The sequence below is a fragment of the Brevundimonas sp. genome (genome assembly GCF_035626975.1).
Classification (GTDB): domain Bacteria; phylum Pseudomonadota; class Alphaproteobacteria; order Caulobacterales; family Caulobacteraceae; genus Brevundimonas.
On record NZ_DASPMQ010000022.1, the window covers coordinates 25615 to 48529 of the forward strand.

General features: G+C 69.8%; 25 protein-coding genes, 1 tRNA gene and 1 riboswitch. Of the genes, 16 read left to right on the forward strand and 10 right to left on the reverse strand.

Features of this window, described 5'->3' with window-relative positions:
- Nucleotides 1-86 precede the first annotated feature (86 nt).
- From VEB62_RS06460 to VEB62_RS06470, 3 genes are read left to right on the forward strand one after another with little or no spacing between them, the layout of a single operon-like run.
- Nucleotides 87-911 (forward strand): cytochrome b/b6 domain-containing protein, encoded by an 825-nt coding sequence (locus VEB62_RS06460; RefSeq protein WP_324796995.1) that lies wholly within the window; start codon nucleotides 87-89, stop codon nucleotides 909-911.
- Entirely contained in the window at nucleotides 908-1666 is a 759-nt protein-coding gene (locus VEB62_RS06465; protein ID WP_324796996.1) for a molybdopterin-binding protein, read from the forward strand. Before VEB62_RS06460 ends, VEB62_RS06465 begins: the two co-directional genes overlap by 4 nt.
- A 44-nt stretch (nucleotides 1667-1710) precedes the next feature.
- On the forward strand, nucleotides 1711-3225 hold the full coding sequence (locus VEB62_RS06470; RefSeq protein ID WP_324797164.1) for a carboxylesterase/lipase family protein: 1515 nt from the start codon (nucleotides 1711-1713) through the stop codon (nucleotides 3223-3225).
- Nucleotides 3226-3360: 135 nt separating this feature from the next.
- Here VEB62_RS06470 and VEB62_RS06475 read toward each other — a convergent pair whose 3' ends face one another.
- Nucleotides 3361-4470, reverse strand: a complete 1110-nt coding sequence (locus tag VEB62_RS06475; protein WP_414641991.1) for an oxidoreductase — start codon at nucleotides 4468-4470, stop codon at nucleotides 3361-3363.
- Nucleotides 4392-5438, reverse strand: a complete 1047-nt coding sequence (locus tag VEB62_RS06480; RefSeq protein ID WP_324796999.1) for a ribonucleotide-diphosphate reductase subunit beta — start codon at nucleotides 5436-5438, stop codon at nucleotides 4392-4394. The genes VEB62_RS06475 and VEB62_RS06480 overlap by 79 nt, the downstream gene beginning before the upstream one ends.
- A 346-nt stretch (nucleotides 5439-5784) precedes the next feature.
- Between VEB62_RS06480 and VEB62_RS06485 the strand changes: the two genes are divergently transcribed.
- From VEB62_RS06485 to VEB62_RS06505, 5 genes are all read left to right on the forward strand, one after another.
- On the forward strand, nucleotides 5785-6375 hold the full coding sequence (locus VEB62_RS06485) for a phage tail protein (protein WP_324797002.1): 591 nt from the start codon (nucleotides 5785-5787) through the stop codon (nucleotides 6373-6375).
- Nucleotides 6376-6386: 11 nt separating this feature from the next.
- The gene (locus tag VEB62_RS06490) at nucleotides 6387-6983 is read left to right on the forward strand and encodes a phage tail protein (protein WP_324797006.1); all 597 of its coding nucleotides are present in this window, start codon (nucleotides 6387-6389) and stop codon (nucleotides 6981-6983) included.
- A 109-nt stretch (nucleotides 6984-7092) separates the two neighbouring features.
- A complete protein-coding gene (locus VEB62_RS06495) occupies nucleotides 7093-7782 on the forward strand; it encodes a helix-turn-helix domain-containing protein (protein ID WP_324797009.1) in 690 nt (229 codons plus the stop codon).
- Nucleotides 7783-7799: 17 nt separating this feature from the next.
- Nucleotides 7800-8585 carry a CPBP family intramembrane glutamic endopeptidase gene (locus tag VEB62_RS06500; RefSeq protein WP_324797012.1) on the forward strand — a complete coding sequence of 262 codons (786 nt, stop codon included), beginning with the start codon at nucleotides 7800-7802 and terminating at the stop codon, nucleotides 8583-8585.
- 31 nt (nucleotides 8586-8616) lie between these two features.
- The gene (locus tag VEB62_RS06505) at nucleotides 8617-9267 is read left to right on the forward strand and encodes a glutathione S-transferase family protein (protein ID WP_324797014.1); all 651 of its coding nucleotides are present in this window, start codon (nucleotides 8617-8619) and stop codon (nucleotides 9265-9267) included.
- Here VEB62_RS06505 and VEB62_RS06510 read toward each other — a convergent pair.
- Nucleotides 9255-11453 carry a response regulator gene (locus VEB62_RS06510; RefSeq protein ID WP_324797017.1) on the reverse strand — a complete coding sequence of 733 codons (2199 nt, stop codon included), beginning with the start codon at nucleotides 11451-11453 and terminating at the stop codon, nucleotides 9255-9257. The two genes, VEB62_RS06505 and VEB62_RS06510, sit on opposite strands and share 13 nt — an antisense overlap.
- Nucleotides 11454-11591: 138 nt before the next feature.
- On the opposite strand from VEB62_RS06510, the gene VEB62_RS06515 reads away from it, so the two are divergent.
- Entirely contained in the window at nucleotides 11592-12371 is a 780-nt protein-coding gene (locus VEB62_RS06515) for a nucleotidyltransferase family protein (RefSeq protein WP_324797020.1), read from the forward strand.
- 105 nt (nucleotides 12372-12476) lie between these two features.
- Nucleotides 12477-13250, forward strand: coding sequence for a metallophosphoesterase family protein (locus VEB62_RS06520; protein WP_324797023.1), 774 nt, complete (start codon nucleotides 12477-12479; stop codon nucleotides 13248-13250).
- Here VEB62_RS06520 and VEB62_RS06525 read toward each other — a convergent pair.
- From VEB62_RS06525 to trhA, 4 genes are all read right to left on the reverse strand, one after another.
- Nucleotides 13247-13810 carry a TMEM165/GDT1 family protein gene (locus VEB62_RS06525; RefSeq protein ID WP_324797026.1) on the reverse strand — a complete coding sequence of 188 codons (564 nt, stop codon included), beginning with the start codon at nucleotides 13808-13810 and terminating at the stop codon, nucleotides 13247-13249. The two genes, VEB62_RS06520 and VEB62_RS06525, sit on opposite strands and share 4 nt — an antisense overlap.
- Nucleotides 13811-13825: 15 nt before the next feature.
- Nucleotides 13826-14005: riboswitch (yybP-ykoY riboswitch) on the reverse strand.
- A gap of 160 nt (nucleotides 14006-14165) precedes the next feature.
- Nucleotides 14166-14516 carry a hypothetical protein gene (locus VEB62_RS06530; RefSeq protein WP_324797028.1) on the reverse strand — a complete coding sequence of 117 codons (351 nt, stop codon included), beginning with the start codon at nucleotides 14514-14516 and terminating at the stop codon, nucleotides 14166-14168.
- Between the two features lie 2 nt (nucleotides 14517-14518).
- Nucleotides 14519-15121 (reverse strand): polyhydroxyalkanoate synthesis repressor PhaR, encoded by a 603-nt coding sequence (gene phaR / locus VEB62_RS06535; protein WP_324797030.1) that lies wholly within the window; start codon nucleotides 15119-15121, stop codon nucleotides 14519-14521.
- A 57-nt stretch (nucleotides 15122-15178) separates the two neighbouring features.
- Nucleotides 15179-15892, reverse strand: coding sequence for a PAQR family membrane homeostasis protein TrhA (trhA, locus tag VEB62_RS06540; protein WP_414641992.1), 714 nt, complete (start codon nucleotides 15890-15892; stop codon nucleotides 15179-15181).
- A 205-nt stretch (nucleotides 15893-16097) separates the two neighbouring features.
- Here trhA and VEB62_RS06545 point away from each other — a divergent pair, with 205 nt between their 5' ends.
- On the forward strand, nucleotides 16098-17273 hold the full coding sequence (locus VEB62_RS06545; RefSeq protein WP_324797035.1) for an acetyl-CoA C-acetyltransferase: 1176 nt from the start codon (nucleotides 16098-16100) through the stop codon (nucleotides 17271-17273).
- A 15-nt stretch (nucleotides 17274-17288) separates the two neighbouring features.
- On the opposite strand, the gene VEB62_RS06550 is transcribed toward VEB62_RS06545, so the two are convergent.
- Nucleotides 17289-17897 (reverse strand): Crp/Fnr family transcriptional regulator, encoded by a 609-nt coding sequence (locus VEB62_RS06550; RefSeq protein WP_324797037.1) that lies wholly within the window; start codon nucleotides 17895-17897, stop codon nucleotides 17289-17291.
- Between the two features lie 216 nt (nucleotides 17898-18113).
- Nucleotides 18114-18671 carry an inorganic diphosphatase gene (ppa, locus tag VEB62_RS06555; protein ID WP_259554860.1) on the reverse strand — a complete coding sequence of 186 codons (558 nt, stop codon included), beginning with the start codon at nucleotides 18669-18671 and terminating at the stop codon, nucleotides 18114-18116.
- A 133-nt stretch (nucleotides 18672-18804) separates the two neighbouring features.
- Between ppa and VEB62_RS06560 the strand changes: the two genes are divergently transcribed.
- Nucleotides 18805-19503 carry a DUF599 domain-containing protein gene (locus VEB62_RS06560; RefSeq protein ID WP_324797042.1) on the forward strand — a complete coding sequence of 233 codons (699 nt, stop codon included), beginning with the start codon at nucleotides 18805-18807 and terminating at the stop codon, nucleotides 19501-19503.
- Nucleotides 19504-19737: 234 nt separating this feature from the next.
- Here the strand turns inward: VEB62_RS06560 and VEB62_RS06565 are convergent, their stop codons facing one another.
- Nucleotides 19738-20613 carry an N-formylglutamate amidohydrolase gene (locus VEB62_RS06565; RefSeq protein ID WP_324797045.1) on the reverse strand — a complete coding sequence of 292 codons (876 nt, stop codon included), beginning with the start codon at nucleotides 20611-20613 and terminating at the stop codon, nucleotides 19738-19740.
- Nucleotides 20614-20751: 138 nt separating this feature from the next.
- On the opposite strand from VEB62_RS06565, the gene cpdR reads away from it, so the two are divergent.
- The 4 genes from cpdR (at nucleotide 20752) to VEB62_RS06585 (ending at nucleotide 22837) form a co-directional block, all read left to right on the forward strand.
- Nucleotides 20752-21111, forward strand: coding sequence for a cell cycle two-component system response regulator CpdR (gene cpdR, locus VEB62_RS06570; protein WP_324797048.1), 360 nt, complete (start codon nucleotides 20752-20754; stop codon nucleotides 21109-21111).
- Nucleotides 21112-21247: 136 nt separating this feature from the next.
- Nucleotides 21248-21322, forward strand: a tRNA-Val gene (locus VEB62_RS06575).
- A gap of 58 nt (nucleotides 21323-21380) precedes the next feature.
- Nucleotides 21381-22538, forward strand: coding sequence for a DNA cytosine methyltransferase (gene dcm, locus VEB62_RS06580; RefSeq protein ID WP_324797051.1), 1158 nt, complete (start codon nucleotides 21381-21383; stop codon nucleotides 22536-22538).
- Between the two features lie 101 nt (nucleotides 22539-22639).
- Nucleotides 22640-22837: a hypothetical protein gene (locus VEB62_RS06585; protein ID WP_324797053.1), complete on the forward strand. Its 198-nt coding sequence runs from the start codon at nucleotides 22640-22642 to the stop codon at nucleotides 22835-22837.
- Nucleotides 22838-22915 lie beyond the last annotated feature (78 nt).

Consider the following 22915-nt stretch of genomic DNA (forward strand, 5'->3'; position numbering starts at 1 on the left):
GTCGCCCCGGTCCGGGGCGCGCCGGCGTTGCGGAAGACCGGCGCGCGTGACACCGTCGCCTGGCTGTCCTGGAGGGAAACGCCGCCGTGACCGACGCCGTCGCCGATCCGCCCGCTGTTCCACCGGCCGCGTCGCCGCCGGACCCGCACGGGGACCGGGCCCTGCCCGGAGGCCGCACCGACGTCTGGCGCCATCCGGCGACCGTACGGATCACGCACTGGCTCAATGTCGTCGCCGTGGTTGTCCTGCTGATGAGCGGGCTGAACATCCTGGCGGCGCATCCGCACCTCTACTGGGGCATCCGCTCGACCTTCGCCGATCCGTGGCTGAGCACGCCGGTGGTCCCGGACTGGCTGCTGATCCCGCCAGGGCGCAATCTGGCTGAGGCCCGCAACTGGCATTTCCTGTTCGCCTGGATCTTTGTGATCAACGGCCTGGTCTATCTGATCTGGTCGCTGGCCACCGGCCGTCTCCGGCGGCGGCTGTGGCCGTCGGGGACCGAGCTTCGCGGGTTCTGGCCGTCCGTGAAGGAACACGCCCGCTTCCATTTTCCGGCCGACGACCATGCCCGGACCTACAACGTCATCCAGAAGCTGACTTATGTGGCCGTGGTGCTGGTCATCCTGCCGCTGATGCTGGTCACTGGCCTGTCGATGTCGCCGGGGTTCAACGCCATCGGCGGGGTGCTGCTGGAGATCATGGGCGGGCGGCAGTCGGCGCGGACCCTGCATTTCATCTCGGCGGGGCTGATCGTGGCCTTCATCGTCGTGCATGTCGGGCTGGTGATCTGGACCGGCTTGTTCAACAACATGCGCTCGATGACCACCGGCTGGTTCGTGATCGGGCCGCCCGGCTCGACGGCGGGGCCGTGGCCCGGGCGCCGGCGGCCGGACAAGGGAGAGGCGCCATGAACCGCCGCCGCTGGCTGGCCGGGGCGCTGGCGACCGCCGCCGCGTCCGTCCTCGCCGCCTGCGGTCAGGGCGGCGGGCGGCTCTCGGAGCAGGCGCGGCGGATGGGCGAGGGACTGACTCGCCGCGTCCAGCGGCTGGTCATTCCGCGCGACGCCCTCGCGCCGACCTACAGCCGGTCCGAGATCTCGCCGGACTTTCGGCCGAATGGCTCGATCGATCCGGCGGCGTCCGACTATCTGGCGCTGAAGGCGGACGGGTTCGCCGGCTATCGGCTGGTCGTGAACGGCCTGGTCGAGCGGCCGCTGTCGCTCAGCCTCGCTGAGTTGCGCGCCCGCCCGGCGCGGACCCAGATCACCAAGCACGACTGCGTAGAAGGCTGGACCTCGATCGGCGAATGGACCGGCGTGCGGCTCGAGACGCTGCTGGACGAGGCGGGGCTGAGGCCTGAGGCCCGCTACATCGTCTTCCACTGTTTCGACGCCCTGGATCAGCGCGAGGATGGCGAGCGCTATTATGAGAGCATCGACCTGGTCGACGCCCGACATCCGCAGACTATTCTCGCCTGGGCCATGAACGGCGAGGCCCTGCCGGTCGCGCACGGGGCCCCGCTGCGGCTGCGGGTCGAGCGCCAGCTGGGTTACAAACACGCCAAATACATCCGCCGCATCGAGGCGGTGGACAGCTTCGCCCATATCGGCGACGGCAAGGGCGGCTACTGGGAAGACCGGGGATACGAATGGTACGCGGGAATATGATCCATCCGACGAGACGGGCGCTCGGCCTCAGCGCCGGCGCCTTCATGCTGTCGGCCGGCGTCGTAAGTGCGGCCGGGCGGACTCCGGCCGCGCTTACGACGTCCGGCCCGGTAACCGGTGTCATGGACGATGGCGTCGCTGTGTTCCGGGGCGTTCCCTATGGGGCGGACACCGGCCCGGGCCGGTTCCAGCCGCCGGTCCCGCCCGCGCCGTGGCGCGATCCCCGGTCCTGCCTCGGCTATGGCCATGCCGCGCCCCAGCGTGGGGCCGAACCGGACCAGTCCGAGGACTGCCTGTACCTCAACGTCTGGACGCCGGGGACGGACCGCGCCCGGCGGCCGGTGCTGGTCTATATCCACGGCGGCGCCTATTCGGCCGGGTCGGGGTCGAGCCCGCTGTATGACGGCGTCCGGCTGGCGCGCCGGGGCGACGTGGTGGTGGTGACGGTCAACCACCGGCTCAACGCGCTCGGCTACGCCTGGCTGGACCGGCTGGGGGAGGGGTTCGGGGACTCCGGCAATCTGGGGCAGCTCGACCTGATCCTCGCCCTGCGCTGGGTGCGGGACAACATCGCCGGCTTCGGCGGCGATCCGGGCTGCGTCACCGTCTTCGGCCAGTCGGGCGGCGGGGCCAAGATCGCCACCCTGATGGCCATGCCGGCGGCGGCGGGGCTGTTCCACCGCGCGGTCACCATGAGCGGACAGCAGGTGACGGCGTCGGGACCGCTGAACGCCACGCGCCGGGCCCAGGTCTGGCTGGAGGCCTTGGGCCTGACCCGGGACCGGATCGGCGAGGTGCGGACGATGCCGGTCGAACGCCTGATCGAGGCCCTGTCGGCGACGGATCCGATCCTCGGCGGCGGGGTGTATTTCGGGCCGGTGCTGGACGAGCGGAACCTGACTCGGCACCCGTTCTGGCCCGACGCCCCGGCGCAGTCGGCGCATATCCCGATGATGATCGGCAATACGCGCGAGGAGACCCTGGCCTTCCTTGGCGCCGACCCCGCCAATGCGGGCCTGACGTGGGAGACCCTGCCGGGGCGGCTGACGCCGTCGCAGATGCGGATCGACGTGGCGCCGGAAACCGTCGTGGCCTGGTACCGCCGCGAGCATCCGGAGATGACGCCGGACCAGGTGCTGATCCGGGCCACGACGGCGGCGCGGTCGTGGCGGGCGGCGGTGGTCGAGGCCGAGATGCGGGCGGCCCAGGGCTCGCCGGCCTGGGTCTACCAGCTTGATTGGCCCGGCCGGCTGGCGAACGGGCGGACGGGGGCGTTTCACACCTCGGACATCCCGCTGATGTTCGACAATCTGGCCGTGGAGGGCTCGGGCGCGATCGGACCGGAGGCGCAGGGCATGGCCGACGTGATGAGCGACACCCTGCTGGCTTTCGCCCGCACCGGCTCGCCGAACCATCCGGGCCTGCCCACGTGGACGCCGTATTCGCTGGAGCGGCGCGAGACCATGGTCATGGACCTGCCGCCCCGGATGGAGAACGATCCCCGGGGCGACGAACGGCGCTTCTTCGGACGGATTCCGTACGTCCAACCGGGGACCTGAGGGAGGTCGCCGCTTCGGATTTCACGGATGTCGCGGGTCTCCCGGATGTATCGGGAAAGTCGCGGATGTCCCGCTTAGCGTGTCCCCCTTGTCCACGCCGAAATGTCTCGCCCGGCGGGCCCCTCCCCCAACGGGCTACAGCGCGACGTCGGCCCGCCGGCGATCACTCTCGATCCCGGCCTCCAGCAGTTCCATGACCGCCAGCGCCTGCTCCGGCGGGACCGGGTTGGGCGCCCCCTCCGACAGGGCCGCCGCGACGGCGTCGTAGAAGGCGCGGTAGTCGCCGGGCGGGCCGGGGACGGGCTCGCGCGCTCCGGTCCCGCCATCGACCCGGACGCCGGGCGAGGGATCGACGCCCCAGCCGGGGCCGCCGACGGGGGGGCCGGCCTTGAGCTGGTCCTCCTGGACGTCGAGGCCGGACTTGATCCAGCCGGCGCGGGCGCCGTGGACGGCGAAGCGGGGGCCGGGGGCGGGGGTGGTCATGTCGGCGTGGAGGATGATCCGCCTGTCGGCGTAGCGGAGCACGGCGTGGGCCCAGTCGACGGCCCGGCCGCCCTCGCGCAGCACGGCCAGGTCGCAGGTCACGCCCAGCGGGCGGCCGAACAGGACGAGCGCCTGGTCGATCAGGTGCGGGCCGAGGTCGTGCCAGACGCCGGAGCCGGGCTCGTCCCGCTCGCGCCAGCGGTCGCGCACCTCGGGGCGGAAGCGGTCGAAATGGCTCTCGAAGGCGTGGACGGCCCCCAGCCGGCCGCCGGCGAGCTCCGCCTTCAAGGCGAGGAAGTCGGCGTCCCAGCGGCGGTTGTGGAAGACCGACAGGAACAGGCCGCGGGCCCCGGCGAGGTTGGCGATGCTCCGGGCCTCGGCGAGGTCGAGGGCGAAGGGCTTGTCGATGACCACGGCCTTGCCGGCCTCGAGCGCGGCCCGGGCCTGCGGCGCATGCAGGGCGTTGGGCGTGGCGATGACCACCAGGCCGACGGCCGGGTCGGCGAGGGCGTCGTCGAGGCCCGGAACCGGCCGGGCTTCGGGCCAGGCGGCGGCGAGAGCCTCCGCCTGGCTGGTGACGACCGTATGCAGGTTCAGCCCGGCGCAGGCCGAGATCAACGGCGCATGGAAGGTGCGTCCGGCGTAGCCGAAGCCGACGAGGGCGACGTTGACCGGGGACGGGGTCAGGCGTCGACGCCCTCGATCCGGCGCTTGTGCATCATGGCGTCGAAGCTGTCCCAGACGCCCGCGGCGCCGTGCCAGGAGCCCCGGGTGGCGGCCTTGGAGTATTCGGTGGCGCGGGCCTCGAAGAAGTTGGCGTGCTCGACGCCCGACAGCATCGACTGCAGCCACGGCAGCGGGTTTTCCTTCGCGCCGTAGATCTCAGGCAGGTGCAGCTGGCGCAGGCGCCAGTCGGCGATGAAGCGGATATAGGATTTAATGTCCGACGGGGTCATGCCGTTCACGGGACCCATCTCGAAGGCCAGGTCGATGAAGCGGTCCTCCATCTCGACCACGGTGCGGCAGCAGTCGACGATGTCGTCCGCCACCGCCTTCGTCACCGCTCCCGTCTCCTTGTTGAAGGCGTGGTACAGCTTGATGATCCCCTCGCAGTGCAGGCTTTCGTCGCGCACCGACCAGCTGACGATCTGACCCATGCCCTTCATCTTGTTCTGGCGCGGGAAGTTCATCAGCATCGCGAAGCTGGCGAACAGCTGCAGTCCCTCGGAGAAGCCGCCGAACATGGCCAGGGTCCGGGCGATGTCGCCGTCGGTCTCGACCCCGAATTTCCCCATGAAGTCATGCTTGTCCCTCATGGCCTCGTATTCCATGAAGGCCCCGAACTCGCTCTCGGGCATGCCGATGGTCTCAAGCAGCAGGGCGTACGCCGCGATATGGATCGTCTCCATATTGGCGAACGACGCCAGCATCATCTTGACCTCGGTCGGTTTGAACACCCGGCCGTAGCGCTCCATGTAGTTGTCCTGGACCTCGATGTCGGCCTGGGTGAAGAAGCGGAAGATCTGCGTCAGCAGGTTGCGCTCGCTGTCGGTCAGATTGGCCGCCCAGTCCTTGCAGTCCTCGCCCAGCGGCACCTCCTCGGGCATCCAGTGGACCTGCTGCTGCTTCTTCCACATGTCGAACGCCCACGGGTAGCGGAACGGCTTGTAGGCGGCCGAGGCGGTCAGAAGGCCGGGGGTGGAAGCGGTGATGGGGGCGTGCGCGTTCATCGAAGCAACTCTGTCGGCGAATCCGGAGGTGGGTCGTAACCATGCGACTCCGGGGGCCGTTCGCCAAGCCGAAATGCGGCTATATTGCGATCACTTTTTCCGCGACCGCTAGATGTGGTAGGCGCTTCTCAGACTTCTGGGGAGAAGCTGGGGATGACGCCCGCGCGGATTCGATCCGTGGCAATCACTGTTACGTGAATGGCGCTACAACTATAAGTGTGCGATCGTCAAATGTTCGCGCAGGCGGACGTGCCTGCGCTGGGGGGCGCGGTTTCTCCTTCCTCGATGTCCGTGCTCGTCGCCGCCCCGTGTGTCTGACGACTCCGTCCAATCCGAAAGGTGAGAAATGAAACAGTTCAAAGTCATGGGCCTGGCCGCGCTTTCCGGTCTCGCCGTCCTCGGCGGCGCCGGTTCCGCGCACGCCCAGGCCGAACCTATCCTGGGCCAGGTCAGCCTGTTCGCCACCAGCTGGTGTCCGCGCGGCTGGCAGCCGGCCAACGGCGCCTCACTCGCAATCCAGAGCAACACCGCCTTGTTCTCGCTGTACGGCGTCACCTACGGCGGCAACGGCACGACCAATTTCAACCTGCCCAACCTGCAGAACCGCGCGCCGATCAGCTGGTCCAGCACCAATCCGCTCGGGGCGGCCACCGGCAGTACGTCGGTCACCCTGACCACCGCCCAGATGCCCGCCCATACCCACGTCGTGCTGGGGTCGTCCGCCACGATCTCGACCAATAGTCCGGCGGGCGGTTCGCTGGGCACCTTCCCGGCCGGCCAGACCATCTATGCCGCGAACACCGTCACGCCGGACATCGCCATGCATGCCGGCATTGTCGGCGTCTCAGGCGGGAGCCAGCCGTTCCCGACCCAAAGCCCCGTCCTTGCCATGAACTGGTGCGTGGCGACGACCGGCATCTACCCGGCGCGGCCGTGAGGGAAAGCGCCATGAAACGTTCAGGACTTCGCATCGCGGCCGCCGCGGCGGTCGCCGCCCTCGGGCTCGCGGTCTTCGGCGCCGGCTCCGCCCGCGCCCAGGACGCCTACCTCGGTCAGCTGCAGCAGTTCGGCTACAACTGGTGTCCGGACGGCTGGCAGCGGGCCGACGGCACCCTGCTCTCGATCGCCGCCAACTCGACGCTGTTCTCCCTGCTCGGGACGACGTTCGGGGGCGACGGCGTCACCACCTTCGCGGTCCCTGATCTCCGCGACCGGGCGCCGATCAGTCAGAGCAACACCCTGCCTATCGGGGCCGCCGTAGGGGCATCAACCGCGACCATGCTCCAGGTCCAGATGCCCATACATACCCATGGCTTCAACGCCGATCCGACGGCGCCGGTCGGGAATTCCCCGGCGAACTCCATGCTGGGCAACTACCCGGCGGGGCAGGCCATCTACGCCTCCGCCGGCGCCAGTCCGAACGTGCCGATGAATTACGGCATGGTTCAGCTGGCCGGGCAATCCCAGCCGGTGTCGATCCAGATGCCTGTGCTGGCCACCAACTGGTGCATTGCGCTGTACGGGATCTATCCCCCGCATCCCTGATACGGGCCGTCGCGCCGGCCGCCGCCCCCGCGGGATCACGTGGGGGCGGTACAGGCCGCGGGCCGCGGGGTAGTGGCGGGGTCGGGTCCGTGATGTAGGCTGGCCGTCGATGACCACCACCCCGATCGACGTGCTCCAGCCCGGCGCGGCCATACCGCGACATCGGCATGATGCGCCCTATGCGGCGGTGGTGCTGTCGGGCGGCTATGAAGAGGCCGGCGACGGCGGCCGTTACCTCGCGGAGCCGGGCGACGTGCTGATCCACGCGGCGTTCTCGGCCCATCTGGACCGGGCGCCGGGGCGACGGACCCTCGTGCTGAACCTGCCACTGCCACTCCTGTGGGCCCGATTTTCCAGCCGGATGCGCGTCGATGACCCGGACGCGGTGGCGCGGCTGGCCGAGCGCAATATCCGGGATGGACAAGCCTTGCTGCTGGAGGCGCTGATCTCCGGGCCCGAGGGTTTCGAGGATGACGCCGACCTCCTCGCCAAAGCCTTGTCGGACTCCTCGCCTCCGCCGGTTTCCGCCTGGTCCCGTGAGGCGGGCGTGGTGCGACAAACCGCCTGGCGACGGTTCGCGGGGGCCTATGGAACGGGGCCGGCGCGCTATCGCGTCGAGGCGAGGGCGCGCCGGGCCTGGCGTCGCCTGGTCGCCGGCTGGGAAGAGCTGAGCGACATCGCCCTGGCCGAAGGTTTCGCCGATCAGGCCCATATGACGCGGGACGTACGGGCGCTGACGGGTCGCACGCCCGGTCAATGGCGAGCGCTGCAACATTCGTTCAAGACCGCGGCAGGCTGAACCGCCACGCTCATCGAATGAGCATCGCAGCCCCCTCCGCCCCGCGCCCCTTCTTCCAGATCACCGGCTTCACCGCCGGCCCGGTGCGCACGATCCTCGCCCTGGTCCTGACCGCGGTGGTCATGCAGATCTGCCTCGTGCCGGCCCGCGAGGCCGCCCGCTGGATTTTCCGGAACGGCGGTGAGGGCTGGACCGACCATGTCGGCCTGTTCGTCTTCGTCGCCATCATGATGCAGGGGCTCGTCGGCCTGGCCGGCATAGCCATCATGCGCAAGGTCCTGCCCGCCGCCGACGGGCATGTCCGCTGGCCTCCGGGACGCAGCTATATCGGTCTGGCCGCCCTCATCGGCGTGGTCATGGGTCTGGTCATGCTGGTCGCCGACTACTGGCCGCAGCTGCTGGCCGGGACCGCGCCCACCGACTATCCGCTTGAGCCGGTGCTCGCCGCGGAATGGCTGTTGGCCATGATCACCACCGGTCTGGGCGAGGAGACGATCTTCCGCGGACTGCTGGTTGGCATGCTGGTGATCCTGACGCCGGGACGCATCCGGCTGGGCGCGTTCGAGATCCCGATCGCGGGCGTGTTCGTGGCCCTGCTGTTCGGCATCGCCCACTACGACAGCTTCAATCACAGTCCCCTGCATCTGGCCGTCGCCCAGCAGATCTACGCCTTCGCCTGGGGCCTGACATATGTCTGGCTTATGGAGCGTTCGAAGAGTCTCGTGGCGCCGATCGTCGCCCATGGCGTAGGGAATTTCGTCGAGGTCGCCGCCGTGATGGGCCTGCTGATCGCCATGGGCTGATCCGGGGCTGACCTCCGAACCAGGAGGACGCATGGCCTACACCGTCTATGGCGCCGCCGGCTCCGGCTCGGTCCCGGTCGAGGCGGCGCTGACGCTGATCGGGGTTCCTTTCGAGGTGGTCGAGGCCGTGACCTGGGAAGGCGACGCCGAGCGCGAGAAGGTCGCTCCGGTCAATCCGATGCGGCAGATTCCGGCGCTGGTCACCCCCGCCGGCGAGACCATCACCGAGAGCGCGGCCATCCTGATCTGGCTGGCCGAACAGCATCCGGAGGCGGCGCTGGGGCCGGAGCCGTGCGACCCGCGCCGGGCGCAGTTCCTGCGCTGGATGACCTTCATCCCGGCCTCGATCTATTCGATGTACTGGGTCCGCGACGTGCCGGGCCGGCTGGCCGGCGACGACGTTGCGGCGCAGGCGACGATCAAGGCGCGGACGGCGGAGCGGATCGCCGAATGCTGGGGCCGGATGGAAAGCCAGATCGCGCCGGACCGGTTCCTGCTGGGGCCGGAGCCGACGGTGCTGGACCTCTATGTCGCCACGGCCAGCCGCTGGACCCCGCACCGGTCGCGCTTCCACGAGGTCGCGCCGCGGATGGGCGAGGTCATGCGGCGGGTCGACGCCCTGCCCGAGCTCGGCGAATTCTGGGCGCGGCGGTTTCCGTTCGAGGCCGCCTACGCCGGCTGAGGGACGGGGGCCGGGGGACGATCGGTCTCGACCACGCCGGCGGCCGGCAGGTCGCCGGAAAGGGCGCGGGAGACGATCGTGCAGAGAGCAGCCTGGCTGACCGGCTTGGCGAGGTGCGCGTTCATGCCCGCGGCGAGGCAGCGAGCGACATCCTCCGGCATGGCGTCGGCGGTCATGGCCACCACCGGGACCTGGCCGCAGGCCTCGGGCAGCGCCCGGATCCGGCGCGTCGCCTCAAGGCCGTCCATGCGCGGCATACGCACGTCCATGAGCACGAGGTCGAAGGCCTGTGCGACGGCGGCCTGAACCGCCTCCTGACCGTCGCAGGCCTCGAGCACCTCGCAGCCGAAGGCCTGAAGCATGATGCGGGCGACCTCGCGGTTGACCGGATGATCGTCGACCACCAGCACGCGGGGCGCGGAGACGGCCTTGTCGGACGGGGCCGAGGGTTCGACGGCCGCGACGAGGGCGGGGGCGGGGTCCGCGACGGGCGGCTCGACGACGGCGTCCGGGGCCCGGGTCAAGGGCAGGTGAAGGGTGAAGGTCGAGCCCTCGCCGGGCCGGCTGTCAACCTCGACGCGGCCGCAGAGCCGGCGGACGTGGCGGGCCACCAGGGCAAGGCCGAGCCCGGCGCCGTCATGCAGTCGGGTGGTCGAGGCGTCGGCCTGGGAGAAAGCCTCGAACAGCTGGGCGTGGTGGGCCGGCTCGATGCCGCAGCCGGTGTCCGAGACGCGAATGGCGACGCCCTCGCCGGCCCGGTCGAGCCGCACCGAGACGCCGCCCCCGGTGGTGAATTTCACCGCATTGGCGATTAGCGGATGCAGGGCCTGGCGCAGGGCGCGACGGTCGCAGTTGAAGCGCGAGCGGGCCGGCAGGCGGTCGTCGATGGTCAGGGTCAGGCCGAGGGCGTCGGCGGCGGCCCGGCTGGGCCCCATGGCCTCGCGCGCGACGGCCGCCAGATCCAGCGGCTCGGGCGAGACGGCGTGGTCGCCGCGGGCGAAGTCGAGGATGTCCTCGACCAGCATCAGCAGGCCGTCGCTGGACTCGCGGATCTGGCGCGCCTGACGCACCGCCTCCGGGTCCAGGTCCGCCCGTCCGGCCAGCAGGTCGGCGAACCCGGCGACGCCGTTAAGCGGGGTGCGCATCTCGTGGCTCATCATGGCCAGGAAACGCGAGCGGGCCGCGGCGGCGTCCTCGGCCACGCGGCGCGCCTCCTGGGCCGCGAGGGTGCGGGCCTGAAGCCGGGCCACGAGCCGGCGACGCTCGGTCATCACCGTGCTGATTGGCAGGACGGTGGCGACCATGGCCAGCAGGAACAGGTTGTAGACGCCGAGACGCCGGACCATGGGCGGCACGCCCTCGAGCCCGGAGATATCGGCCAGCCGGGTCAGATGGACCGGGCCGTGGCCTGTCAGGGTGGCCGCGCCGGTGAGCAGGGCCAGGCCGATCATCGTTCCGGCCGACCAGGTGGGCGACAGACGCAGGCCGATCAGCACCATCGGCAGAAACACGAGAAACATCAGCGGCGCGTTGTCCTGCCAGAAGACGCCGGCGGTCACCACCAGCATCAGCCCGACCAGGGTCGCGGCCTCGGCGCGGGACGCGCGCGCCGCGCCGGCGAAGCGGTGACGGCGCGCCAGCAGCAACAGGATCGGGGTGACCAGAAGCAGGTCCAGCGCCTCGATGGCGAAATAGCTCTGGAGTTCGAACAACCAGATCGCCGACGGGTGCGGAGCGATGACGGCCAGCAGACCCACGCTGAAAAGCGCCGCCGCGATCGTGGCCGGGACCACGGCCAGCAGGGCGAATCGGAGCAGACGGCCCGGACGGCGCAGGTCGAGCGCCGCGCCGCACACCCGCCGCGCCAGCACCGCGGCGGCGACAGCCATGCCGAGGTTGAGCACGATGTTGGCCACCAGATACAGCGGTGGCGCCCCGCGCAGGCTGTTGATCGCGAGGTCGAGCGCCACGCAGGCCGCCAGCACCATGAGGGCCGGGCGGCGGTGCAACTGCAGCAGGGCCGCGGTGACGACGCCGTTGGCGAGCCAGACCGTCGCCGTGCCGAACCGCGCCATGGTCCAGTAGCCCACCGCCATGGCGGCGGCGTAAAGCACCACATAGGCCAGGGCGGGCGGGCCGGCGACGCGACCCGCGTCGTGCCTGAACAGACGCCAACGACCTTTCAAGCGGTCCCCTCCCGGCCACCTCGAAGCGTCACGTGTAGAGCCGACCCGTAAACAAATCAGGCGCCTGCGGCCTGGGCGCCAAGGAACTCCCCGCCAACCGCGACCGTTTCCAATCCCTCGCCCCCGAGGGTCCGGACCATGTCAGACACTGTCGCCGACCCGAGCTTCCATCCGCCGGAAGACGCCGTGGCCTTCTACGAGGAAGCCCTCGGCCTGCTGAAGGAGAGCGACATCCCGTTCCTTCTGTCCGGCACCTATGCGGTGACTGCCTATACGGGCATCCGCCGGCCGACCAAGGATCTGGACGTGTTCTGCAAGCCCGGGGACTACCCCCGCATCCTCGCCTTCTTCCAGGCGCGCGGCTATCGCACCGACGTCGAGGACGAGCGCTGGATCGCCAAGGTGTGGAAGGACGAGCAGTATTTCTTCGACGTGATCTTCGCCATGTCCAACGGCACCATCGCGGTCAACGACAGCTGGTTCGGCACGGATACGATCGAGGTCTACGGCCACAAGGTCGGGATCACCCCGCCGACGGCCCTGATCCTGTCCAAGCTGTTCATCCAGGACCGCTACCGTTTCGACGGGGCGGACGTGAACCATGTGATCCTCAAGCAGTCGGACGCCATCGACTGGAAATTCCTGCTCGACCAGATGGACCTCTACTGGGAGGTGCTGATGGCCCATCTGCTCAATTTCCGCTTCGCCTACCCGACCGAGCGGGGGCGGGTGCCGACCTGGCTGATGGCCGAGCTGACCGGGCGGCTGCACGCCCAGGTCGACCTGCCCGCCCCGAGGGTGAAGGTGTGCCGCGGCCGGCTGTTCAGCCCGCGCGACTACATCGCCGACATCACCGAATGGGGCTTCGGCGACATCGTCGGCAAGGGGCTGGAGGAACGCCATGAATCCACGCACTGAGGCAGGGCGCTATGCTCGCGACGTGGTCGCTCGCGGCTTGAGCGCGAAGTGGGCGTGCCATGCTCGCCGCGCGGCGGTTCCTGGTCTGGGCGCGGGGGCGGGATCATGACCGAGGTCCATCCCGATCCGCAGACGCCGCAGCCGGGGCTGGAGCCGGGGCCGGCGAAGAGGCTGCGCGTCGCCGCCGTCGGCGACCTGCACGTCGGCGAGGCCCACGACCGCCCGCACCGCGAACTGTTCGACCGGGTGCATGAGGACGCCGACGTGCTGTGCCTGTGCGGCGACCTGACCAATTTCGGCAAGACGCGCGAGGTCGAGATCCTGCTGGAGGATATCCGCGGCTGCAAGATTCCTGTGGTCGGGGTGCTGGGCAATCACGAGCACGAATGCGGCCAGCCGGAGGAGGTGACGCGGCTGCTGTGCGACGCCGGGGTCAAGATGCTGACCGGTCAGGCCTATGAGATCGAGGGGGTCGGCTTCGCCGGCGGCAAGGGCTTCATCGGCGGGTTCGGCCGCTACATGCTGAGCCCGTTCGGCGAGGCCGCGATCAAGTCGTTCGTGCAGGAGGCGGTCGACGACGCCAACCACATCGAGAACTCGATCCGCATGCTGAGGACCGAGCGGTCGGTGGTGGTGCTGCACTATTCGCCGGTGGTGGACACGGTGATGGGCGAGCCGCCGGAGATCCACGCGTTCCTCGGTTCGTCGCGGCTGGGCGAGACCATCGACCGCTACGACAACATCAGCCTGGTCGTGCACGGCCATGCCCACCGCGGCCAGCCGGAGGGGCGGACCACCAAGGGGGTTCCGGTCTACAACGTGGCCCTGCCGGTGCTGCGGACGCTGGGCGACACGCCGTACCGGGTGTTCGAGGTCTAGCCCGCCAGCAGCACCCACACACCGGTGGCGGCAAAGCCCGCCGCCGCCGCGACCCGGATCCAGCTGAGCGGCAGCCGCCTCGCCGCCGCCTCGCCGAGCAGGACCGCCGGGCCGTTGACCAGCATCATGCCGAGGGTCGAGCCGGCCACGACCAGTGGGAGGTTCTGGAACTGGGCGGCGAGGACGGCGGTGGCGACCTGGGTCTTGTCGCCCATCTCGATGACGAAGAAGGCGGCGGTGGTCGTCCAGAACACGCCGGAGAACGTTTTCTCGGTGGTGTCGGGCTGTTCGTCGAAGCGATCGGGGATCAGGGCCCAGATGGCGAAGCCGAGGAAGGCCAGGCCGACCACCCAGCGCACCCACTCGCCCTGCATGAAGTGGCCCAGCACAGTGCCCGCCAGCGCCGCGAAGGCGTGGTTGGCCAGGGTTGCGGCGAGGATGCCGAGCAGGATCGGCAGCGGCCGCCGCCACGCCGCCGCCAGCATGATGGCCAGCAGCATGGTCTTGTCCCCGATCTCCGCGATGGAGACGAGGCCGGTCGAGATCAGGAAGGCGTCCAACTCGTCTTCGTGCGCGGAGCCTCGGCGGACAGACCTGTGGCGTTCGCAGCCGGGCTCCGCGTGGAAATCCCCTGCGAATGCCAGCGGTCTTGCCAGAACCCGAAGGCCCGATCGCGCCATCCTCTCCGGGAGAGGAAGTGTGTTGACGCGAACCCCGCTGATAGATGCGGGCGGCTACTCCCCGATGACGATCGGGTGATTAGCGGCGCGGCGGCGCCCGCGCAAGTTCAGCTGAAGCCGACGAAGATCAGCGCCACGACGGCGACATCGACGGTGCGGGCGAGGAAGGTCAGCATGGCGGCGGTCCCGGACGAAGGCGTTTCAGCCTGTCGTCAGCAAGGACCGTGCCGCGGGATCAGACGTCGGTGTCCGTGGCCTTGCCGGGTTTCGGACGACGCTCGGCCGCGCCGGAGTAGGCGTTTCCGAGATAGGTCGAGCGGGCGGCGTCCAGCACCGGCGGGCCGCCCTTCAGGCCGCGCCGTTGTCCGGTCTGGCCGATGACCTGGGCGGCGAAGGCGGCGGCCGAGGCGTCGGCGCCCGGCGTCGGGGCAGGTCTTGCCGGGGGCTCGGCAGGGTCCGCCGGGAAGTCGGTCGGGACGAGCGCCCGCGAGGCGGAGGCGGCGCGGCGCTCGGCGGACCGGCGGTCGGCCTCGCGGCGCTCGTCGCGGCGTTGCACGGGGCCGACGGGGCGAACCTCGTCGGGCATGGTCAGCCGGCCTTGCCGGGCGGCTGGGACAGTCTGTCGAGCTGGGTGCGCATCTCGTCCATCTGGCGGCGCATCTCGGCCAGGGGATCGTCGGCGGGTTGTTCAGGCGGCGGGCTGGCGGCGGGGCGGGCGGCGCCCGCGACGCTGAAGCCCGGCCATACCTTCATGGCCTCGGCGAACAAGGCCATGTTGCGCTTGACCGCCTCGTCGAGCAGGCCGGCGCCGGGCGCGGCGCCGAAGGCTTTCGAGAACTGGCCGCGCATCTGCTCCTGCTGGCGGCTGAAGCTGTCCAGCGACATCTCGAGATAGCTGGGCAGCACGCCCTGCATCTGGCCGCCGTAGAAGCCGATCAACTGGCGCAGGAACTGGACCGGCAGCAAGGCCTCGCCGCGGCTCTCCTCCTCGAAGATGATCTGGGTCAGGATCTGGCGGGTCAGGTCGTCGTTGGTCTTGGCGTCGTAGACCACGAAGTCGGTGCCCTCGCGCACCATCCGGGCCAGGTCCTCAAGGGTGACGTAGGCGGAGGTGGCGGTGTTGTAGAGCCGCCGGTTGGCGTATTTCTTGATGACGACGGTTTCGCCGGCTCCGGACTTCTTGTCGGCCACGCGCAATCCCCGATCCTGTTGCAATGCCGCACTATGCTGCGCTGCGGACTGGAATGTCTAGCCGAGGCCCGTCGAGCCGGGGGCGAGGACCACCCCGACCAGCACCGCCGCCCAGTGCGTCATCGCGCCGGTGACGACGAAACCGTGCCAGATGGCCCGGCGGAACTTCACCTTCGGGCTGATGAAGACGAAAACGCCGGCGGTATAGATCAGGCCGCCAAGCACCAGCAGACCAAGGGCGATGGGATGGACGGTGTCCATCATCGGCTTGAATGCGAGAACGGCCAGCCAGCCGAAGCCGATATAGACCGCGCTCCAGAAGGCGTCGGAGAGGCGCGGCGCCACCAGTTTGGCGAACACGCCGGCCAGCGCCACTGACCAGACCAGCAGGGTGAAGCCGATCGACCAGGCGCCCTCGAACCGCTGGGTGGTGAACGGGGTGTAGCTGCCGGCGATCATCAGAAAGATCGCCGCCTCGTCCATGCGGCGCAGGATCGGCCGGGCGGCGCACGGGCGGGTCTGGTTGTAGATGGTCGAGACCGTCAGCATGGCGATCAGGCACAGGGCGTAGGCGCCGGTGGCGACGACGGCGCCGACCCCGGAATAGAGGGCCGCCAGCACCGCCAGCGCGATCCCGCCGACCGCCGCGAGGGTCAGGCCGACCACATGCACGACCAGGTCGGCCGTCTTTTCAGCCGGAGTGCGGTAGTGCTCGATCATGTCGAGCTCGTCGGGAATGCAGACCCGGCCGAAAATCGTCTTCATTTGCATGAGCATCGGCCCTTCAAGCCATTTGCCCGCCAATCGTTCCCCCAAATATGGGGCGGGCCGATGACTGCCGGCTGAACGCCGGGTCCGGGCCGCGGAAAGCCGTCCCGTGCGGCACAAACGCCACAACCCGGTCTCATGCGGAGTGGCGGCGCGCCGTGGTTGGGGCTATTTGCAGCGCCTTCCCGAAAGCAGCCCCGAGCCCGCCATGACCGACGTCGTCATCGTCTCCGCCGCCCGCACGCCGGTCGGCTCCTTCCTGGGCGCCCTGTCCAGCCTGCCCGCGTCGAAACTTGGCGAGGTCGCCATCCGGGCCGCGCTGGAGCGGGCGGGCGTCGACGCGACCGAGGTCGATGAGGTGATCCTCGGCCATGTGCTGCAGGCGGCCGCGGGTCAGGGTCCGGCGCGGCAGGCGGCCATGGGCGCCGGCATTCCGAAGGAGGTCCCGGCCTGGAGCCTGAACCAGATCTGCGGCTCGGGCCTGCGGGCCGTGGCGCTCGCGGCGCAGCAGATCGCGCTGGGCGACGCCAAGATCGTCGTCGCCGGCGGCCAGGAGAGCATGAGCCAGGCGCCGCACGCCCAGCAGCTGCGGTCCGGCCAGAAGATGGGCGACCTGTCGTTCGTCGATACGATGATCAAGGACGGGCTGTGGGACGCTTTCAACGGCTATCACATGGGCCAGACGGCCGAGAACATCGCCGACCGGTTCCAGATCAGCCGCGCCGACCAGGACGCCTTCGCCGTGGCCAGCCAGCACAGGGCCGAGGCGGCCCAGAAGGATGGCCGCTTCGACGCCGAGATCGTCCCGGTGACCATCGCCTCGAGGAAGGGCGACGTGGTCGTCGACAAGGACGAGTACATCCGCCACGGCGCGACCCTGGAGGCGATGGCCTCGCTGCGCCCCGCCTTCTCGAAAGAGGGCACGGTGACGGCGGCCAACGCCTCCGGTCTCAACGACGGCGCCGCGGCGCTGGTGCTGATGAGCGCCGACGAGGCCAGGGCGCGGGGGCTGGAGCCGTTGGCCCGGGTCGTCTCGTCGGCCACGGCGGGCGTCGATCCGGCGATCATGGGAACCGGCCCGATCCCGGCCTCGCGCAAGGCGCTGGAGAAGGCCGGCTGGACGGTCGCCGACCTCGACCTGGTCGAATCGAACGAGGCCTTCGCGGCGCAGTCGCTGTGCGTGCTGAAGGAGCTCGGGCTCGACCCGGCCAAGGTCAACGTCAACGGGGGGGCCATCGCCATCGGCCATCCGATCGGGGCTTCGGGCGCGCGCATCCTGACCACCCTGCTGCACGAGATGAAGCGGCGCGACGCGAAGCGCGGCCTGGCCACGCTGTGCATCGGCGGCGGCATGGGCGTGGCGATGTGCGTGGAACGGCCCTGAGCAGGGCCGGAGGCGCTACTGCGGTTCCGGGATGTCGATGCTGGAGCGCTGGCCGTGGCGGTAGCATTCGCACGCCGCCCGTTCGAGCGCGGCCCGGTCGAGGATCGTCACCCGGCCGCGTGAATAGGTGATGGCCCCGGCCTTCTGCAGGCCCTGGGCGGCCTCGTTGACGGTGGTGCGCTGCGAGCCGAGCAGGCTGGCCAGGTATTCCTGGGTCAGGAGCAGGGTCTCGCCGTCGATCCGGTCGTGGCATCGCAGCAGCCATTTGGCGAAACGCTGGTCCGAACGGTGCAGGGCGTTGCAGGCCCCGGACTGCTCCAGTTCGCCCTGCAGGCCGGCGGCGTAGAGGGCGAGAATCGTCCGCAGGTCCGGGCGTTCCTCGCACAGGGCTCTCAAGCGGGTGACCTCGATCCGCCGGGTTTCGCCGGCGGCCTGGCCAACCAGACGGGAATAGGTCCGCACCGGGACGTTTATGGCGCCGGGCGTGGTGGCGCCTTCGCGGCCGACCATGAAGGTCTCGACTGTGCGGCCGTCCTGCATGCCGGCGACGGCCGAGATGATGCCGCTCAGAACGAAGTGAACGTGCCCGATGCCGTCTCCGGCCTCGGAGAAAACGTGACCCAATTCAAACTCGAACGGAGTCGAGGCGGAGAGGACCGCGGCGCGGTCTTCAGGCGATAGACGATCGAGGAGGTGGTTGCGAAGCGTGGCCGAAGGCATCTTCGCCGATTAGGGGAAAGCGGAATGATCCGTCCGCCGGAAATCGACTTAGCCGGATCGAGGCGTTGGCCCTGACGAAGGGAATCCTACTCCGTTCCGGCTGCTGCCGCCAGACTGGCCTCAGGCCGCGTTGGCGGCCTTCGACTTCAGCTTCTCCTGATGCGCCCTCATGCCGGCGGCGATCAGTTCGGCGGCCTCGCCGGCGTCGCCCCAGCCCTTGACCGTGACCGACTTGCCCTTCTCCAGATCCTTGTAGCGGGTGAAGAAGTGCTCGATCTGCTCGACCAGGATCGCCGGCAGCTGCCGGTAGCTGGCGATGTCGGTATAATAGGGGTTCAGCTTGTCGACCGGCACGGCCAGGATTTTCTCGTCGCCGCCGGCCTCGTCTTCCATCTTCAGCACGCCGATCGGGCGCGAGCGGATGATGCAGCCCGGCACCACCGGGGTCGGGTTCAGCACGATCACGTCGCACGGATCGCCGTCGTCCGACAGGGTGTGCGGGATGAAGCCGTAGTTGCCCGGATAGTACATGGCGGTGTGCAGGAAGCGGTCGACGAACAGGGCGCCGGAGGCCTTGTCCATTTCGTATTTCACGGGCAGGCCGCCCTGCGGAATCTCGATGACGACGTTGACGTCCCAGGGCGGGTTCGGGCCGGCGGGAATGGCGTCGATGTTCATGACGGGCTCGTCTATGGTGCAGTGCGGTACGGGGAGGCGGGCGTGATAGGCGCGCAACTTGCCGGAAGCAAGGCGGACTTGCCCCCGGAAGTTCCGCGCGGCACGACAGGCGGTGGGTTCTGAAGGAGCGGTCATGACGATCTTCGAAGGTCTGGCGCTGGCGCTGTTCTTTCTGTGCTGGCTTGGCTACGGCCCGCTGCTGGCCTTGCTGGCCCGGCGCAGCGGCTCGCTGAACGACGACATGATCGTGGTCCGGCGGGCCTGGATGATGGTGATGACGCACCGGGAGGTCCGGATCGTCGACAGCCAGCTGATGGGTCACACCATCAACTCGGCCGGCTTCTTCGCCTCGACCAACCTGCTGCTGATCGCGGCGGTGGCCAGCGTGCTGTTCGGCGGCGACCAGGCGCTGCGGGGCGTGGCCCTGATAGACGAAGGGACCGTCCCGACGGGGCTGCTGGAGGCCAAGCTGGCGCTGGTTCTGCTCTGTCTGGCGCGCGGCCTGCTGGATTTCATCTGGTCCATTCGCCAGATGAATTACGCCCTGGCCCTGATCGGCGCGGCCCCGGAACTGCATACCGAGGGGGATCGGGTGGCCTTGGGCGAGGCTGCGGCCAACCTGCTGAATCCGGCGCTGAGCGCCTTCAGTCAGGGCGTGCGGGGCTATTATTTCGCCCTGGCGGCGGCGGCCTGGCTGTTCGGTCCGCTGTGGCTGGCGCTCGGCGTGGCGGTGGTGTTCTGCCTGCTGGTCTGGCGCCAGGCCGGCTCACCGGCGGCGCGGGCGGTGCGGGCCGCGCGCCGGCTGCTCGAGCCGCATCTTCCGATACGGTAACGCTGTTTCGCAAGCGCTCACAGCGTGGGGCGAATTTAACCTCTGAAATCGGTTACGGAGATCAGTTCGGGATGAAGCCTGCCGTTACAAGGCGTGAACATGGGTGCGAACTCTCCGGTTGACGCATTGTGCACCGCACACTAACTTGATCTTCGACGCCCTCGCGGCGTCATGCCCTTCCTGGGCGTTTCCTCCCTAAAGACTTCAATGCCGCGCCTTCGGGCGCGGCTTTTTTTATGCCCGGCCGAGAGGAAACGGATCGGCCAGAAGGTCGTCGATGACCCGGGCCACGCCGGCGGCGCAGCGCGGCCAGCCCGGTCCGGGCTCCAGCGTCGCCTCGTTCAGGTAGAGGGCGCGGTTCAGCTCGATCTGGACGGCGTGGAACCCGTCCGCCGGCCGCCCCCAGGCCTGGGTGGTCCAGCCTCCGGAATAGGGCTGGTTCAGCGTCACCCGCCAGCCCAGCGCCTCGAAAGCCCGCCGCAGCCGCCGGGTCAGGGCCGCCGCGCAGGACGATCCGTGCCGGTCGCCCAGCACCACGTCGGGCCCGCGCGCGCCGCCGACGCCCTGGGTCGCCCGGGCGGGCATCGAATGCCAGTCGACCAGCACGGCCTCGCCATGCCGGGCGTGCGCCGCCCGCATCAACTGGTCCAGGGCGGCGTGATAGGGGGCGTGGGCCCGGTCGATCCGGTCGCGGGCCTCGGCCAGCCCCAGCCGACGGCCATAGAGCGGGCGGCCGTCGCCGGTCAGGCGCGGGACGACGCCGTAGCCGGCCGCCGTGCGCGGCGACGCCGTGCGCCCCTCGAGGCCGTCGACCAGGGCGGGGTCGAGGTCCCCGGGATCGCGGTTCAGGTCGACATAGGCGCGGCCCAAACGTCCCAGCAGCAGGGCGGCGCCCCGCTCCCGCCCCGGCGCGATCAGCCGGTCGACAAGGGCGTCCTCGGCGCTGCGCAGGCTGGTCGTCTCCAGCTCCGGCGCCGGGCCCATATCGGCCGGATAGAGGTCGCCCGAGTGCGGCGAGGCGAACACGAACCGGCCCGGCGTCGCGGGCATGAGGAGGGTGAACGCCGCCTCGCCCGCGTCGGCCGGATTGTGCTGGGGACTGTCCGCCATGGCCGATCCCATACCGCGTTTCGCGCAACGATCCACAGGTTCGCGGCGCCGATCCGCTTCGCCCGACCGGGGATTTTCATGGCGGGTTTACCGATCGCGTCGTAGCGTCACGCTAACAAGACGGGGCGAAAACACTTCATGGCGCGCATTCTCCTTGCCGAAGACGATCACTCGCTTCGGGGATTCCTCACGCGGGCGCTCGTGCGGGCCGGCCATTCGGTGGTCGACTGCGAGAATGGCGACGACGCCATCGACGCTCTGGATCAGGGCCCGTGGGACCTGCTGCTGACCGACATCGTCATGCCCGGAGCCGACGGCATCGAGGTGGCCCGCGTGGCCGCCGCCCGCCAGCCGGGCATCCGTATCATGTTCATCACCGGCTTCGCCGCCGTGGCCCTGTCGGCCGCCCAGGCCAGCCCGCAGGCCAAGGTGCTGTCCAAGCCCGTCCACCTGCGTGATCTCGTGGGCGAGGTCGAGCGGATGGTGGCGGCGGCCTGAAGTAGAGGCGCGATCGCTCGCCGCGCGGCGGCTCGCGACTTGAGCGCGGGCGTGGTTTTGGCCCTTGCGGACAACAAACAGGCCGGGTTATAGACCGCGCCTTCCTGCCCCCGGGGTCACCCGGGGCCGTCACGGCGGACGCGTAGCTCAGCGGGAGAGCACTTCGTTGACATCGAAGGGGTCACAGGTTCAATCCCTGTCGCGTCCACCATCTTCCTCCCCTACAGTCGGGTGCGTCGCCTTCGGGCCGCTGCAGACCCCGGGAGTCCATGCCCAGCTTCTATGAGTTCTTCGCCGGCGGCGGCATGGCGCGGGCCGGGCTGGGCGACGGGTGGACCTGTCTGTTCGCCAACGATTTCGACGCCCGCAAGGGTCTCTCCTACCAGGCCAATTGGGGCACGGGCGGGGAGCTGACCGTCGGCGACATTCGCGGGCTCGACGTCGATGTCATGCCCGGCGAGGCGGATCTGGTCTGGGGCAGTTTCCCTTGCCAGGACCTGTCCCTGGCCGGCGCCGGAGCCGGGCTGAAGGGCGAGCGGTCGGGGACCTTCCATGCCTTCGGGGATGTGATCCGCGGGCTGGCCGGACAGGGGCGGGCCCCGCGGCTGGTGGCGGTCGAGAACGTCTGCGGGACGCTGACCTCGCACGGCGGGCGGGATTTCGGGACGATCTGCCGGACCTTCGCGGAGGCGGGCTATCGCTACGGCGCGCTGGTGATCAACGCCGGGCTGTTCGTGCCGCAGAGCCGGCCGCGGCTGTTCGTGATCGGGGTGCGGGCCGACGTGGAGATCGACGCCGGGCTGACGGCGCCCGGTCCGCTGGAACCCTTCCACAGCGCGGCGCTGCGCCGGGCCGTGGCGGGCCTTTCGAACGATCTTCGGGACCGGCTGGTGTGGTGGAACGTGCCGACGCCCGAACGGCGCCAGACGACGTTCGCGGAGCTGATCGAGGACGCGCCGGACAGCGTGCCCTGGCACAATCAGGCCGAGACGAAGCGGTTGCTCGACCTCATGTCGCCGGTCAACGCCGCCAAGGTCGAGGCGGCCCGGCGGGCTGGCCGCCGCATGGTGGGCGGCGTGTACCGCCGCACCCGAACCGACGGGGATGGATCGCGGGTGCAGCGCGCCGAGGTGCGGTTCGACGACGTGGCCGGCTGCCTGAGGACGCCCGCCGGCGGATCGAGCCGCCAGATCATCCTCGTGGTCGACGGCCCCCGGGTGCGCTCGCGGCTGATCTCGGCCCGGGAGACGGCGCGTCTGATGGGCCTGCCCGACGCCTATGTGCTGCCGCGAAACTACAGCGACGCCTATCACCTGACCGGCGACGGGGTGGCGGTCCCGGTGGTGCGTCATCTGGCCCGGCATCTGTTCGAGCCGCTGGTCGCCCCGGCGTCGGGGGCGTCAGCTGTCCGCCAGGCCCAAGCCTGATCAACAGCGCGTGAGCGTTTACCAAACCTCATCGCCGTCGCGAACGTCGGGTATAGTATGAGGCGAAAGGTGGGTGGCTCGTGGGCGCCTTGCTGCAACGGTTGAGAGAGGTCGCCGCCTCCCAGGGAAGCGAGGAGACGGATTACGGCTTCAGTCTCCGCCCGGAGCCGGACGCGCCCGCCCGGTTCAACCGGCTCGTCGAGCGCGTTATGGACGAGGCGGGAGACGACTACATCGCCCTTCCGACCACCGACGGCGGCACGGGATACGACCGCGTGTTCATCATCCCGCTGGACTGACCGACCCGACTGAATCACCGATGCCGCGCCCGGCCGCGCGCGGCTTCCCGCCGCGAAATCCGGAACCCCGCCGCCTTC